The sequence below is a fragment of the Comamonas testosteroni genome (genome assembly GCF_014076415.1).
Classification (GTDB): domain Bacteria; phylum Pseudomonadota; class Gammaproteobacteria; order Burkholderiales; family Burkholderiaceae_C; genus Comamonas; species Comamonas testosteroni_F.
In genome coordinates this window covers 582,848-597,951 of record NZ_CP043568.1, presented here as the reverse complement: position 1 = coordinate 597,951, position 15,104 = coordinate 582,848, and the positions used below count along the sequence as shown (strand labels likewise).

General features: G+C 57.6%; 8 protein-coding genes, 2 tRNA genes and 3 rRNA genes. 2 read left to right on the top strand and 11 right to left on the bottom strand.

Annotated elements, in window-relative coordinates; translation table 11 throughout:
• The first annotated feature begins 119 nt into the window (after positions 1 to 119).
• Positions 120 to 1,205: an MBL fold metallo-hydrolase gene (locus tag F0P97_RS02725; protein ID WP_182285517.1), complete on the top strand. Its 1,086-nt coding sequence runs from the start codon at positions 120 to 122 to the stop codon at positions 1,203 to 1,205.
• Positions 1,206 to 1,352: 147 nt separating this feature from the next.
• Here F0P97_RS02725 and rrf read toward each other — a convergent pair.
• The 5 genes from rrf to F0P97_RS02700 form a co-directional block, all read right to left on the bottom strand.
• Positions 1,353 to 1,465: ribosomal RNA gene (rrf, locus tag F0P97_RS02720) — 5S ribosomal RNA — on the bottom strand.
• Positions 1,466 to 1,630: 165 nt separating this feature from the next.
• Positions 1,631 to 4,508, bottom strand: a 23S ribosomal RNA gene (locus F0P97_RS02715).
• Positions 4,509 to 4,879: 371 nt separating this feature from the next.
• A tRNA-Ala gene (locus F0P97_RS02710) sits at positions 4,880 to 4,955 on the bottom strand.
• Positions 4,956 to 4,983: 28 nt separating this feature from the next.
• Positions 4,984 to 5,060: transfer RNA gene (locus F0P97_RS02705), tRNA-Ile, on the bottom strand.
• 93 nt (positions 5,061 to 5,153) lie between these two features.
• A 16S ribosomal RNA gene (locus tag F0P97_RS02700) occupies positions 5,154 to 6,686 on the bottom strand.
• Together the 16S, 23S and 5S rRNA genes with 2 tRNA genes alongside form the textbook arrangement of a ribosomal RNA operon.
• Before the next feature lie 467 nt (positions 6,687 to 7,153).
• On the opposite strand from F0P97_RS02700, the gene F0P97_RS02695 reads away from it, so the two are divergent.
• The gene (locus F0P97_RS02695; protein ID WP_182285516.1) at positions 7,154 to 9,040 is read left to right on the top strand and encodes an ATP-binding cassette domain-containing protein; all 1,887 of its coding nucleotides are present in this window, start codon (positions 7,154 to 7,156) and stop codon (positions 9,038 to 9,040) included.
• Between the two features lie 111 nt (positions 9,041 to 9,151).
• On the opposite strand, the gene F0P97_RS02690 is transcribed toward F0P97_RS02695, so the two are convergent.
• From F0P97_RS02690 to F0P97_RS02665, 6 genes are read right to left on the bottom strand one after another with little or no spacing between them, the layout of a single operon-like run.
• Positions 9,152 to 10,267, bottom strand: coding sequence for a protein-glutamate methylesterase/protein-glutamine glutaminase (locus tag F0P97_RS02690; protein ID WP_198424708.1), 1,116 nt, complete (start codon positions 10,265 to 10,267; stop codon positions 9,152 to 9,154).
• A 13-nt stretch (positions 10,268 to 10,280) separates the two neighbouring features.
• The gene (cheD, locus tag F0P97_RS02685; RefSeq protein ID WP_087085274.1) at positions 10,281 to 11,012 is read right to left on the bottom strand and encodes a chemoreceptor glutamine deamidase CheD; all 732 of its coding nucleotides are present in this window, start codon (positions 11,010 to 11,012) and stop codon (positions 10,281 to 10,283) included.
• A gap of 24 nt (positions 11,013 to 11,036) precedes the next feature.
• Positions 11,037 to 11,951, bottom strand: a complete 915-nt coding sequence (locus F0P97_RS02680; protein WP_182285515.1) for a CheR family methyltransferase — start codon at positions 11,949 to 11,951, stop codon at positions 11,037 to 11,039.
• A 17-nt stretch (positions 11,952 to 11,968) separates the two neighbouring features.
• Positions 11,969 to 12,457, bottom strand: a complete 489-nt coding sequence (locus tag F0P97_RS02675; protein WP_003077929.1) for a chemotaxis protein CheW — start codon at positions 12,455 to 12,457, stop codon at positions 11,969 to 11,971.
• Between the two features lie 34 nt (positions 12,458 to 12,491).
• Positions 12,492 to 14,693: a chemotaxis protein CheW gene (locus F0P97_RS02670; RefSeq protein WP_182285514.1), complete on the bottom strand. Its 2,202-nt coding sequence runs from the start codon at positions 14,691 to 14,693 to the stop codon at positions 12,492 to 12,494.
• A gap of 32 nt (positions 14,694 to 14,725) precedes the next feature.
• The gene (locus F0P97_RS02665; RefSeq protein WP_003059121.1) at positions 14,726 to 15,088 is read right to left on the bottom strand and encodes a response regulator; all 363 of its coding nucleotides are present in this window, start codon (positions 15,086 to 15,088) and stop codon (positions 14,726 to 14,728) included.
• Positions 15,089 to 15,104 lie beyond the last annotated feature (16 nt).

Below are 15,104 nucleotides of genomic sequence, written 5' to 3'. Positions count from 1 at the left end.
TTCTTTAGGGTTGTAGGTCTTGCATCGCACAGGCGACTGCCAGAAGCGGCTTGATCTCTAAAATGCTTTGACAAAACTGACGTTTACGTTAACGTCAATGCTAAACGAATTACCGCCCCATGACCTCAAGCCAAGAATCCGCTCTTCACTACCCACTGGGTGATACCTTGCCCGGTCCAGCCCAGACTCTGGAAGTGGCACCCGGCGTCAAGTGGATCCGCATGACCTTGCCATTTGCCCTTGATCACATCAACCTCTGGCTGCTGCGTGATCGCCAAACGGATCCACATGGCCAGGTACACGAGGGCTGGACGGTCGTCGACTGCTGCGTCAATCGCACTGAAGCTCGCGAGCAATGGGAGCAGATTTTTGCCTCTGCGCTTGAAGGCCTGCCTATTCTGCGTGTCATCGTCACCCATATGCACCCCGACCATATCGGTCTGGCCGGCTGGCTCTGCCATCAATGGAATGCGCCCTTGTGGGTCAGTGCCACCGATTACAACGTCGCCCGCGTCGCCATGAAAGACAGAGACGGCTTCGGCGGCGAATCTGGTGCGGACTTCTACAGCCTGCACGGACAGAGAGATGAAGAATTTCTGCTCCATGTGCGTGGCCGTGGCAGCTACTACTCTTCCCTGGTAGCGCCTATCCCCGACATCTATCACCGCATCATGGATGGCGACCAGATAGACATCAACGGCCGCACATGGCAGTGCATTGCCGGCTATGGTCACGCGCCGGAGCACATGGCGCTTTATTGCGCCGAGCTCAAGACACTGATCAGCGGTGACATGGTGCTGCCCCGTATTTCCGCCAATGTCAGCGTGCACTCTTCCGAGCCCGAAGCCAACCCGCTGCAGCTGTTTCTCACATCGCTGAAGCGCTACTTCGCTCTCCCTCAGGACACCTATGTTCTGCCCTCGCACGGCAAGCCATTCACAGGATTGCATACCCGTGTCCAGCAACTGCTGGACCATCATCAGGAACGTCTGGTCGACATCATGCAGGCCTCCCGGCAACAGGAGCTGAGCGCTGCCGACATCCTTCCCATCCTCTTCAAACGCCAACTGGACACTCACCAGATGACTTTCGCCATGGGCGAGGCTCTGGCTCACCTGCACTACCTCTGGTTCAGCCGGCAACTGACGCGGCGGCTGGATGAAAACGGCATCCTGCGCTTCTATGCCCCCAACATGCAGAAATAAAAAGAGAGCGCCTAGCGCTCTCTTTTTATAGGCTTCCGGTATTTTTGCAGCTGTAATGCTTTGCCAGCCTACGACAAGCGCTCCTCATTTTGAGGCGCCCAATAAAAAACCCCGTAATCTTTCGACTACGGGGTTTTCACTGTAAGAGCCTGACGATGACCTACTTTCACACGGGAACCCGCACTATCATCGGCGCTAAGTCGTTTCACTGTCCTGTTCGGGATGGGAAGGAGTGGTACCAACTTGCTATGGTCATCAGGCATAAACTTTTTGTCAGATTGACGGCGCCTCGATTAACTTCTTAATCTTGCTCACCCTCAGTCCAACGAATTCATAGAGTCTTCAATCAGCTTTTCGATTGCGCCTTTTCGGCATAACTAGAACTTGCGTTCTGTCTTTATTTTTCCAGGCTTACCCAAAGTTATAGGGTCAAGCCGCACGGGCAATTAGTACTGGTTAGCTTAACGCATTGCTGCGCTTCCACACCCAGCCTATCAACGTCGTGGTCTACAACGACCCTTCAGGGGGCTCAAGGCCCCGGCAGATCTCATCTTGAAACGAGTTTCCCGCTTAGATGCTTTCAGCGGTTATCTCTTCCACACTTAGCTACCCTGCGATGCCACTGGCGTGACAACAGGTACACCAGAGGTGTGTCCACTCCGGTCCTCTCGTACTAGGAGCAGGCTTCCTCAAATCTGCAGCGCCCACGGAAGATAGGGACCAAACTGTCTCACGACGTTTTAAACCCAGCTCACGTACCTCTTTAAATGGCGAACAGCCATACCCTTGGGACCGACTACAGCCCCAGGATGAGATGAGCCGACATCGAGGTGCCAAACACCGCCGTCGATATGAACTCTTGGGCGGTATCAGCCTGTTATCCCCAGAGTACCTTTTATCCGTTGAGCGATGGCCCTTCCATACAGAACCACCGGATCACTATGTCCTGCTTTCGCATCTGCTCGACTTGTCAGTCTCGCAGTTAAGCACGCTTATGCCATTGCACTATCGTCACGATGTCCGACCGTAACTAGCGTACCTTCGAACTCCTCCGTTACGCTTTGGGAGGAGACCGCCCCAGTCAAACTGCCTACCATGCACTGTCCCCGATCCAGATAATGGATCCAGGTTAGAACCTCAAACGCACCAGGGTGGTATTTCAACGTTGGCTCCATGCGATCTAGCGACCGCACTTCAAAGCCTCCCACCTATCCTACACAGATCCGTTCAAAGTCCAATACAAAGCTACAGTAAAGGTTCATGGGGTCTTTCCGTCTTTCCGCGGGGAGATTGCATCATCACAAACATTTCAACTTCGCTGAGTCTCAGGAGGAGACAGTGTGGCCATCGTTACGCCATTCGTGCAGGTCGGAACTTACCCGACAAGGAATTTCGCTACCTTAGGACCGTTATAGTTACGGCCGCCGTTTACTGGGACTTCAATCAAGAGCTTGCACCCCATCATTTAATCTTCCAGCACCGGGCAGGCGTCACACCCTATACGTCCACTTTCGTGTTTGCAGAGTGCTGTGTTTTTATTAAACAGTCGCAGCCACCAATTTTTTGCAACCCCTTTGAGCTCCGTTTGTACAACTTCACTTACTTGGGGTACACCTTCTCCCGAAGTTACGGTGTCAATTTGCCGAGTTCCTTCTCCTGAGTTCTCTCAAGCGCCTTAGAATACTCATCTCGCGCACCAGTGTCGGTTTGCGGTACGGTCGTCAATAGCTGAAGCTTAGTGGCTTTTCCTGGAAGCAGGGTATCACTCACTTCGTCTGCAAGCAGACTCGTTATCACCCCTCATCTAAGCCTGGCGGATTTGCCTACCAGGCACGACTACAGGCTTGAACCAACATATCCAACAGTTGGCTGAGCTAACCTTCTCCGTCCCCACATCGCACTATTGATCGGTACAGGAATATTGACCTGTTTCCCATCAGCTACGCATCTCTGCCTCGCCTTAGGGGCCGACTCACCCTACGCCGATGAACGTTGCGTAGGAAACCTTGCGCTTACGGCGAGGGGGCTTTTCACCCCCTTTAACGCTACTCATGTCAGCATTCGCACTTCTGATACCTCCAGCATCCGTTACCAGACACCTTCACAGGCTTACAGAACGCTCTCCTACCACTTGCAATAAATTGCAAATCCGCAGCTTCGGTAACTGGCTTAGCCCCGTTACATCTTCCGCGCAGGACGACTCGATCAGTGAGCTATTACGCTTTCTTTAAATGATGGCTGCTTCTAAGCCAACATCCTGACTGTTTTAGCCTTCCCACTTCGTTTCCCACTTAGCCAATTTTAGGGACCTTAGCTGGCGGTCTGGGTTGTTTCCCTCTTGAGTCCGGACGTTAGCACCCGGTGCTCTGTCTCCCAAGCTGTACTCGTCGGTATTCGGAGTTTGCATAGGTTTGGTAAGTCGCCATGACCCCCTAGCCTAAACAGTGCTCTACCCCCGACGGTAATACTTGAGGCACTACCTAAATAGTTTTCGGAGAGAACCAGCTATTTCCAAGTTTGTTTAGCCTTTCACCCCTATCCACAGCTCATCCCCTAATTTTGCAACATTAGTGGGTTCGGACCTCCAGTACCTGTTACGGCACCTTCATCCTGGCCATGGATAGATCACTTGGTTTCGGGTCTACACCCAGCGACTAGTCGCCCTATTCGGACTCGATTTCTCTTCGCCTCCCCTATTCGGTTAAGCTTGCCACTGAATGTAAGTCGCTGACCCATTATACAAAAGGTACGCCGTCACCCCTAAGGGCTCCGACTTTTTGTAAGCATACGGTTTCAGGATCTATTTCACTCCCCTCCCGGGGTTCTTTTCGCCTTTCCCTCACGGTACTGGTTCACTATCGGTCGATGATGAGTATTTAGCCTTGGAGGATGGTCCCCCCATATTCAGACAGGGTTTCTCGTGCCCCGCCCTACTTGTCTGCAGCCTAGTACCACCGATCGGTTTTCACATACGGGACTATCACCCACTATGGTCGGCCTTTCCATGCCGTTTTGTTAACTGATCGACTATCACTGCAAGGCTCTTCCGAATTCGCTCGCCACTACTATCGGAATCTCGGTTGATGTCTTTTCCTCTGGGTACTTAGATGTTTCAGTTCTCCAGGTTCGCTTCGTGCACCTATGTATTCAGTGCACGATACCTCTTGCGAGGTGGGTTCCCCCATTCAGAAATCTCCGGATCAAAGCTTATTTGCCAGCTCCCCGAAGCTTATCGCAGGCTATCACGTCTTTCGTCGCCTATCATCGCCAAGGCATCCACCATATGCTCTTAGTCACTTGACCCTATAACTTTGGACTCTCTCGTCGAGAATCAAAGCCTGGTGTTCAAAGACTGGTGAGGTCTTGCACCTCACGCGTTATGCCGTAATGTGAATATCTTTGGCTGCATCTTTCGATGCAGCTTAGAGAATATTCGTCATTACTAGATACTTTTGCATTCGCAAAATATCTGTTTTGACGCAATCAAAATGTTGCTGGCGGCACGGTGCACAAACCTTGGTTTGTGCTTTCCACCAGCAACGCTGATTTCGACTCTATGAATTTTTAAAGAACAGCCAATTGATCGACGTTTCGATCAATACAAAAGCAGTCTTTGCAAGACTGCTTTTGTATTGGGAAGCCTTCGATTATAGCACCATTAGCGCTATCATTTTTGGTGGAGGATGACGGGATCGAACCGACGACCCCCTGCTTGCAAAGCAGGTGCTCTCCCAGCTGAGCTAATCCCCCGGGATCCTCTGACCAGATATTGGAATCTTGGTGGGTCTAGTTGGGCTCGAACCAACGACCCCTGCGTTATCAACACAGTGCTCTAACCAGCTGAGCTACAGACCCATTCCATGCAGCCCGCCGTCACTCAGCAGGCCACCTGGCTTGTTCCAACAACCGATAAGTGTGGACGTTCAATTTGAAGCAGCATTTTTCCAGAAAGGAGGTGATCCAGCCGCACCTTCCGATACGGCTACCTTGTTACGACTTCACCCCAGTCACGAACCCCGCCGTGGTAAGCGCCCTCCTTGCGGTTAGGCTACCTACTTCTGGCGAGACCCGCTCCCATGGTGTGACGGGCGGTGTGTACAAGACCCGGGAACGTATTCACCGTGACATTCTGATCCACGATTACTAGCGATTCCGACTTCACGCAGTCGAGTTGCAGACTGCGATCCGGACTACGACTGGCTTTATGGGATTAGCTCCCCCTCGCGGGTTGGCAACCCTTTGTACCAGCCATTGTATGACGTGTGTAGCCCCACCTATAAGGGCCATGAGGACTTGACGTCATCCCCACCTTCCTCCGGTTTGTCACCGGCAGTCCCATTAGAGTGCTCAACTGAATGTAGCAACTAATGGCAAGGGTTGCGCTCGTTGCGGGACTTAACCCAACATCTCACGACACGAGCTGACGACAGCCATGCAGCACCTGTGTGCAGGTTCTCTTTCGAGCACCAAACCATCTCTGGTAAGTTCCTGCCATGTCAAAGGTGGGTAAGGTTTTTCGCGTTGCATCGAATTAAACCACATCATCCACCGCTTGTGCGGGTCCCCGTCAATTCCTTTGAGTTTCAACCTTGCGGCCGTACTCCCCAGGCGGTCAACTTCACGCGTTAGCTTCGTTACTGAGTCAGTTAAGACCCAACAACCAGTTGACATCGTTTAGGGCGTGGACTACCAGGGTATCTAATCCTGTTTGCTCCCCACGCTTTCGTGCATGAGCGTCAGTGCAGGCCCAGGGGATTGCCTTCGCCATCGGTGTTCCTCCGCATATCTACGCATTTCACTGCTACACGCGGAATTCCATCCCCCTCTGCCGCACTCTAGCCTTGCAGTCACAATGGCAGTTCCCAGGTTGAGCCCGGGGATTTCACCACTGTCTTACAAAACCGCCTGCGCACGCTTTACGCCCAGTAATTCCGATTAACGCTTGCACCCTACGTATTACCGCGGCTGCTGGCACGTAGTTAGCCGGTGCTTATTCTTACGGTACCGTCATGACCCGGGGATATTAGCCCCAGGCTTTTCGTTCCGTACAAAAGCAGTTTACAACCCGAGGGCCTTCATCCTGCACGCGGCATTGCTGGATCAGGCTTTCGCCCATTGTCCAAAATTCCCCACTGCTGCCTCCCGTAGGAGTCTGGGCCGTGTCTCAGTCCCAGTGTGGCTGGTCGTCCTCTCAGACCAGCTACAGATCGCAGGCTTGGTAAGCCTTTACCCCACCAACTACCTAATCTGCCATCAGCCGCTCTAGTAGCACAAGGCCCGAAGGTCCCCTGCTTTCATCCGTAGATCTCATGCGGTATTAGCTACTCTTTCGAGTAGTTATCCCCCACTACCAGGCACGTTCCGATGTATTACTCACCCGTTCGCCACTCGTCAGCATCCGAAGACCTGTTACCGTTCGACTTGCATGTGTAAAGCATGCCGCCAGCGTTCAATCTGAGCCAGGATCAAACTCTATAGTTCGATCTTGAATTTAAAGTCTTTCGACTGCTCACTCACTTGACGGAATCAAGAAGAATAAATTCTTCCTCATTACTGTTTTTGTGAGCGTTTGATAACTCCGAAGAGTTTGCTCCGAAGAACTGGCTGCTTGCCCTCAAACGCCCACGCTTATCGGCTGTATTTTTTTAAGGAACCGAGTGCAAAATCAGAAGAACCGATCTTGAATCTCGTTGCTTGCTGCGATCAGCGAAGCCTTGTAGTGTATCACAACTTTTTCATTCCTGCGCAAGAACTTTGGAGTTTTGCGAGGCAGTCGTTTGCTGCGATGGACTGAACTATAGCATAGGTAAAACCCTAGCCACGCCGCTTCTGACACAAAAGATTCATCTGCCAGAGTGGTCTTTGCGACCGTTGCATCCACTGCCAGAGATAGAGACAGCGGCCTCACGGCCGCTGTCTCTATGGAGGCCAACGATAATGCAGGCACGATGGCACTGATTACTTTGTTAGACGCTCAATTGGCGTTCGGGCACGTGGCTCTACTGGACCACGCTAATTTTTCCCTGGAGACCGGCGAGCGCGTCGGTCTGATCGGCCGCAACGGCGCCGGCAAGTCTTCGCTGCTCAAGATTCTGGGCGGCCTGGCAAAGGCCGATGATGGCCAGCTCCAGGTGCAGAACGGGATCCGCATTACCTATGTGGCACAGGAGCCCGATCTGAACCCTGCGCACACCATCTTCGAGTCGGCATCCGACGGCATTGCGGCCGTGATTGCGATTCGCGAGCGCTATCTGGCCGGTGGCGAGGGCGAGGATCTGGACGAGCTGCAGACGCAAATCGAGGCCTATGACGCCTGGAACTGGGAGCAGCGCGTAGAGGAAACATTGCAGCGTCTGCATCTGGACCCGAACGCCCTGGTGGGCAGCCTGTCTGGCGGCACCCGCAAGCGTGTGGCACTGGCCCAGGCCCTGGTGGCCCGCCCCGATGTATTGCTGCTCGACGAGCCGACCAACCACCTGGATCTGGACTCCATCGAGTGGCTGGAAGAGTTGTTGATTGCCTTCAAGGGCAGTGTGATCACGATCACCCACGACCGCAGCTTTCTGGACCGTATTGCCACTCGCATCGTGGAGCTGGATCGGGGCGTTCTGCGCACCTACCCGGGCAACTTCTCTCAGTACGTGCTACAAAAGGAAGAGCAGCTCAGCCAGGAAGCCGTCATCAACGCCAAGGCGGACAAGCTGCTGGCCCAGGAAGAAGTCTGGATTCGCAAGGGCGTGGAAGCCCGCCGCACCCGCAGCCAGAGCCGCATCAGCCGTCTGCAGGAATTGCGTGCCAGCCGTGCCCAGCGCCGTGATGTGCTGGGCAGCGTGAATATGGATATCGCATCCGGCAAGGGCGACGGCTATCAGGGAAAGATCGTGGCCGAGCTGACCGATGTCAGCAAGTCCTTTGGCGAAAAGAAGATCGTCGAGAAGTTCAGCGGCACCATTTTGCGCGGTGACAAGGTCGGCTTGCTGGGCCCCAACGGCGCAGGCAAGACAACGCTGCTGAAGATGATTCTGGGCGAGCTGGCTCCGGACAGCGGCCAGGTGCGCCTGGGCGGCAATCTGCAAGTGGCCTACTTTGACCAGATGCGCCATCAGGTGAATCTGGATGCCACGCTGGAGGACTTCATCAGCCCCGGCAGCGAGTGGATCGAGATCGGCAGCCAGAAAAAGCACGTCAAGAGCTATCTGGCGGACTTTCTGTTCTCTCCGGCGCGTGCGCATTCCCCGGTCCGATCGCTGTCAGGCGGCGAGCGCAACCGCTTGCTGCTGGCCCGTTTGTTTGCGCGCCCGGCCAATGTCCTGGTGCTGGACGAGCCAACCAACGACCTGGACATCGAGACGCTGGACATGCTGGAAGACCTGCTGCAAAGCTATGACGGCACGGTCTTTCTGGTCAGCCACGACCGCACTTTCCTCGACAACGTGGTCACCAGCACGATTGCCTGGGAGGGCCCCGGCCACTGGCGTGAATACGAAGGTGGCGTAACGGACTGGATGGAGCAATCGCGCCGCAGCAAGGCCATGGCCGAAGCCGCACAGGCCAAGTCCACCCCCAAGGAGGAGCCCAAGCCCGTCGCAAGCCGCTCCGACGCCGCGGCCAGCCCCAAGAAGAAGCTCAGCTACAAGGATCAGCGCGAGCTGGAAGCCCTGCCGGCCACGATTGCCGCACTGGAGGCCGAGCAAAAGCAGATCCAGCAGGCGCTGGCCGACGGCAGCCTGTTTGCCAGCGACAATGCCAAGGCCGTCGCCATGCACCAGCGCGACGCGGAGATCGATGAAGCACTGATGGAGGCGCTGGAGCGCTGGACCTTGCTGTCCGAATAATCAGACCATCAAATAAGAGAGCGCCTTGCACCTTTCAAGTCTTGATTTCAAAGCTCTAGAAGCCTGAAGTCATTACCTGACAAGCGCAAGGCGCTCTCTTTTTATGCAATCTTAGATGCGGTGATGTACCTGGTCCGAGCCGCCACGCAGCTTGGTCAGCAGGGCATGGGCAATTTGCGGCAGTGGCAGCACCTCATCGGCCGCACCGTGGGCAATGGCTTCGCGGGGCATGCCGAAGACGATGCAGGTGCTCTCGTCCTGCACCAGGTTGTAGCTGCCGGCATCGCGCATCTCGCGCATGGCGGTGGCACCATCGGCCCCCATGCCAGTGAGCATGATGCCGTAGGCATTACGCCCGGCGCTGGCGGCCACTGACTTGAACAGCACTTCCACCGAGGGCTTGTGACGGTTGACGGGCGGCGCGTCATCAACCACGGCCACATAGTTGGCACCGCTGCGCGTGATGGAGAAATGCTTGCCACCAGGGGCGATATAGGCGTGACCGGGCAGCAAACGCTCGCCATGCGTGGCTTCCTTGACCGTCATCTGGCACAGGCTGTTGAGGCGCGCCGCAAAACTGGTGGTGAAGCCCGGCGGCATGTGCTGGGTGATGACGATGGCCGGGCAGTCGGCCGGCAGGTGCGTGAGCACCTCACGAATCGCTTCCGTCCCCCCCGTGGAGGCACCGATGGCGATGATTTTTTCGGTCGAGATACGTCCCAGCAGGCTGGGTGCCACCGGCGCACGCGGCGCAGCAGGCTTGGCGCCCGCACCCGCGGCCGCAGCAACGCCATGCGGAACCACCGGCAGGCGGTGCACCTGGGCCACGGCGGCCACGCGAATCTTGTCCACGATCTGGCTGGCCAGCTCCTGCAGGCCGTTGGCCACGCCGACGCGGGGCTTGGCCACAAAATCAATGGCGCCCAGCTCCAGGGCGCGCATGGTGACTTCGGCGCCACGCTCGGTCAGCGTGGAGATCATCACCACCGGCATCGGACGCAGGCGCATGAGCCGCCCGAGGAAATCGATGCCGTCCATGCGGGGCATTTCCACATCCAGCGTGATGACGTCGGGGTTCAGATCGCGGATCATTTCGCGTGCGATCAACGGATCATTGGCCGAGCCGATGCACTCCATATCATGCTGGCGGTTGATGATCTCGGCCAGAAGACTGCGCACCAGCGCAGAGTCATCCACCACGATCACCCGGATTTTTGGCTTTAACAACGCTCAACCTTCCTCAAAACAGATCCACCGAACCGCCCGCCGTATTGCGCGCCACCGCAGCCGCGCTGCCGCGGCTGATTTCCTGCTGCACCAAGGCCTCGGGATGGGCATGGGCCAGGCGCTTGACCATGGCCTTGCCCGTGGACGGGAAAAACACCACCTTGCGCGGATAGATATCCAGCACGTCTTCGGAGACGATGGGAATGCGCTCGGTTTGCAGATACTCTGTCACAAAACTGGTGTTGCGCTCACCCACATTCATGGTCGTGAAATTGGCCATGACCTGGGCGCCGCCAAAAATCTTGGCCTGCATGGATTCTCGACGCGCACCCAGCTTGAGCATCTCATTGATCAGCAGCTCCATCGCGTACGAACCATAGCGCCCCGACACATCGTTGCTGTCGCCGTCGGGCAGCATGAAGTGGTTCATGCCGCCGATGCGCATAAAGCGATCCCACAGGCAGGCCGCGATGCAGGAGCCCAGCACGGTGACGATGGCCATCTCGTCGCGCGAGACAAAATATTCGCCCGGCAGCACCTTGGCCGAATTGAGCTGGAAGTGCGGGTCGTAGTAGAAGAACGAGGCCTCGCCCGGCTGGCGCGGTTGGCGCTTGAGCTGCTCCAGCGATGAGACCGGCGCCGGCATGGCCGGATCAGGATAACCCTGGGGCACGAAGCTGTTGCCGCGCAGGGGTCTGGCAGCGCCAGCACCTGGCAGATCCAGCGGAGAGCTCAGATTCCTCATGACTTGCAGCCCTGCCCTTCAGCTTCATTGGCGCTCATAGACGGTCTTGCCCTTGAGCGCGAACAGATCGCGCGAATCGCTGAAGTTCTCGGCATGACCGACAAACAGCAGCCCACCCGGACGCATCACCTGATGAATGCGCTCCAGCACGCGACGCTGGGTCGGTGCGTCGAAATAAATCATCACATTGCGGCAGAAGACGATGTCGAACGTCTCCCGGAACGGCCAATCGCCGGCGATCAGGTTGACGTTGAGAAAGTCCACCATGCGGCGCAGCTCGGGTTTGACCCGCACCATGCCCGAGTTGGCAGAGCGCCCGCGCAGGAAAAAGCGGTGCAGCCGCTCGGTGCTCACGCCCTTGAGGTTCTCTGCCCGGTAGATGCCGCGCGAGGCGGTCTCCAGCACGCGCGAGTCGATATCGCTGGCCATGAGCTGAAAGCTGGCCGAGGCGCCGAGACTCTCGACCGCCGTCATCAGGATGGAATAAGGCTCCTCTCCCGTGGAGGCCGCGCTGCACCATACCTTCCAGCCATTGCCGCCGGGCTTGTGGCTGCGCAGATGCTGGGCCAGGATGTCGAAGTGATGCTGCTCGCGGAAGAACGAGGTCAGATTCGTGGTCAGCGCATTGACGAATTCCTGCCATTCAGGGCCATCGTTGATGCTCTCCAGCCAGTCCAGATAGCTGACAAAGCTCTCATGCCCAGTCTCGCGCAGGCGGCGCGACAGACGGCTGTAGACCATGGCGTGCTTGCCATCATGCAGGCTGATGCCGGCACGCTTGTAGATCAGGGCCTGGACACGGGCAAAGTCGCGGTTGGACCAGACGAACTCGCGCCCCTGCGCCAGCGGGCCGGACATGCCGCCCGGCAGCGCCTCATCATCCTGCTCAGGCCTGGCAGGGGATGCAGCGAATGAAGCATTACGTCCCAGGTTCAGCACACGGGCCTCTGGCGCGCTCAGGCTTCGGAGGCCACCAGGCCCATGTCGACATTGCCCATGAGCTTCTCGATGTCCAGCAGGATCAGCATGCGCTCGCCCACCGAACCCAGGCCCAGGATGCAGCCGCTGTCGATGGCGCTTTCGATATCGGGTGCAGGACGCACGGCATCGGCGGGCAGCTCCATCACATCGCTGACCGAGTCCACCACAATGCCGACCACGCGATTGCGCAGGTTCAGGATGATGACCACGGTGAAGGCGTTGTACTCCACCTCGGAGCAGTTGAAGCGCAGGCGCATGTCCACGATGGGAACGATGGTGCCGCGCAGATTGACCACACCCTTGATGAACTCGGGCGCGTTGGCAATGCGCGTGGGCTGCTCGTAGCCACGGATTTCCTGCACCTTGAGGATGTCGATGCCGTATTCCTCCTCGCCCAGGCGGAAGGTCAGATATTCGCGCGCCCCGGTGGCCACGCCTTCGGCAGTCTTGTTGATGATGTTCATGTCGGCTCTCTCTGCGTTGTTCGGGTCGGCTGCCTCAGTGGCGGGTACGGCGCACCAGAGCGCCCGTATCCAGAATCAGCGCCACGGATCCGTCGCCCAAAATGGTGGCACCCGATACATTGGGCACCTTGCGGTAATTGCTTTCCAGGTTCTTCACCACCACCTGATGCTGGCCCAGCAGCTCGTCGACCAGCAGCGCCACGCGGCTGCCTTCGGCCTCGACCACCACCATGATGTTGCTGGTCTGGCTTTCATCGGCGCGCGGCACCTGGAAAGTACGCTCCAGCGCGATCACCGGCATGTATTCGTCGCGCACCTTGACCAACTGCGTGCCGTTGGCCACGGTGTTGACATCGTCGGCCTTGACCTGGAAGGACTCGACCACCGAGGACAGCGGCAGGATATAGACCTCTTCGCCCACACCGACGGACATGCCGTCCATGATGGCCAGCGTCAGCGGCAGGCGCACCGCCACCTTCATGCCCACGCCGGCGACGGACTCGATCTCGACCGTGCCGCCCAGCGAGGTGATGTTTCGCTTGACCACGTCCATGCCCACGCCGCGGCCCGAGACATCGGTGACCACATCGGCCGTCGAAAAGCCCGGCGCAAAGATCAGCTGCCAGACATCGCTGTCGGGCATGCTGTCGGAGACATCCATGCCGCGCTCGCGGGCCTTGTTCAGAATCCTCTCGCGATTCATGCCCTTGCCGTCGTCGCGCACCTCGATGACGATGGAGCCTCCCTGGTGGGATGCTGCCAGCGTCAGCGTGCCATGCTCTGACTTGCCCGCAGCGATGCGGTCCTCGGGCATCTCGATGCCGTGGTCCACACTGTTGCGCACCAGATGGGTCAGCGGATCGGTGATCTTTTCGACCAGTCCCTTGTCCAGCTCGGTGGCCTCACCCAGCGTGACCAGATCGATCTTCTTGCCCAGCTTGCCCGCCAGATCGCGCAGCATGCGCGGGAAGCGGCTGAACACGGTGGACATGGGAATCATGCGGATCGACATCACGGACTCTTGCAGGTCGCGCGTGTTGCGATCCAGATCGGCCAGGCCGGCCAGCAGCTGCTGATAGGTCGTCGGGTCCAGCCCCTGACTGTTCTGCGCCAGCATGGCCTGGGTGATGACCAGCTCGCCCACCAGATTGATGAGCTGATCCACTTTCTTCACATCGACACGGATGCTGGTGGACTCCATATGCGCAGCAGCGGCCTTGGGTGCCGCCTTTTGCGCCACGCCACCAGCGCCGCCAAGTGCGGCATGCTCCTGATTTTGCTGGGCCTCGGGGCTGCCCGGAGCGCCCGCAAAAAAGCCGTAGGCTTCTTCGGCCGGCAGATTGTGGGGCGGCATGGCCGCCTCTTCATCCGCCAGGGCTTCCGGCTCGACTACCGGCTCGGCTGCTGACTGCGGCTGGGCGGCATCGCTGATCTGCACCTGCTCCTTGGAGACATGGAAGACAAACAGATCGCGCAGTTCGTCATCGGTGGACACCGTCCTGACCTTGAACAGGCGGTGATCGGCCTTGGTGCCGACCTGGTCCTGAATCGTGCCCAGGCCCGGAATATCGCGGAACAGCTCCTTGATGGCGTCGCCCAGCTCCAGCCGGGACAGCGGGCCGATCTCGATAGTCAGCTCGCGCGCGCCCTCGGGAGGCTCGGTACCGATCACAGGACCTGGCTCTGCAACCTGGGCGGCTGCGGGGGCCGGTGCTGGAGCAGGCGTATCCGTCGCCACCGAGGCAACAGCGGCAGCCGACTGCACAGGCCCGGCTGCTCCCGCGCTGCGATTGACCTGGGGGATTTCGGTCAGGCCCTGGGCCAGGGCCTCGATACGCACCACCAGTTCCGCAGTCGAAACCGGCTCGCCTTCGTCGCCGGACTGGTGACGTGCCAGCAAGCTGCGGCTGGCGTCCGCCGACTCCAGCAGCACATCGACCATCTCGGGGATAGGCGTGATTTCGTGGCGGCGCAGGCGGTCCAGCAGGGACTCCATGCGGTGCGTGAGCTCGGTCACATCCGAGAAGCCGAAGGTCGCCGCACCGCCCTTGATGGAGTGGGCGCAGCGGAAAATACCGTTGAGCTCTTCATCGTTGGCGGCCGAAAGGTCCAGGCTGAGCAACATCTGCTCCATCTGGTCGAGGTTCTCGCTGGCTTCCTCGAAAAAGATTTGATAGAACTGGCTAAGGTCGAAGTCTGCGCCCGAACCTGCGCCATCCTGGTGTGTATCCGCCATGGTGTTTCCTGCTGTGATTCGTTGTTATCGGCTTAACGCAGCACTTTTTGAATAACTTCGATCAATCGATTGGGATCGAAGGGCTTGACCAACCAGCCTGTGGCACCTGCGGCCCGGCCCGCCTGCTTCATCAGATCGCTGGATTCCGTGGTCAGTATCAAGATCGGCGTGCCCTTGAACTTCGGGTTTTCACGTAGCTTGCGCGTGAGACCGATGCCGTCCAGGCGCGGCATGTTCTGGTCGGCCAGCACCAGATCAATGTTTTGCGCCTGCGCTTTTTCCAGCGCATCCACACCGTCGACGGCTTCCACCACCTTAAAACCAGCACTGCTCAATGTGAAAGACACCATCTTTCGCATCGAGGGGGAATCATCAACAGCCAGAATCGATCGCATGTACAGCTCCAACAGA

Coding starts and splice junctions, on each gene's coding strand:
- F0P97_RS02725 (WP_182285517.1), top strand. CDS start 120: ATGACCTCAAGCCAAGAATCCGCTCTTCACTACCCACTGGGTGATACC.
- F0P97_RS02695 (WP_182285516.1), top strand. CDS start 7,154: ATGGCACTGATTACTTTGTTAGACGCTCAATTGGCGTTCGGGCACGTG.
- cheD (WP_087085274.1), bottom strand. CDS start 11,012: ATGAGGAATCTGAGCTCTCCGCTGGATCTGCCAGGTGCTGGCGCTGCC.
- F0P97_RS02675 (WP_003077929.1), bottom strand. CDS start 12,457: ATGAACATCATCAACAAGACTGCCGAAGGCGTGGCCACCGGGGCGCGC.
- F0P97_RS02670 (WP_182285514.1), bottom strand. CDS start 14,693: ATGGCGGATACACACCAGGATGGCGCAGGTTCGGGCGCAGACTTCGAC.
- F0P97_RS02665 (WP_003059121.1), bottom strand. CDS start 15,088: ATGCGATCGATTCTGGCTGTTGATGATTCCCCCTCGATGCGAAAGATG.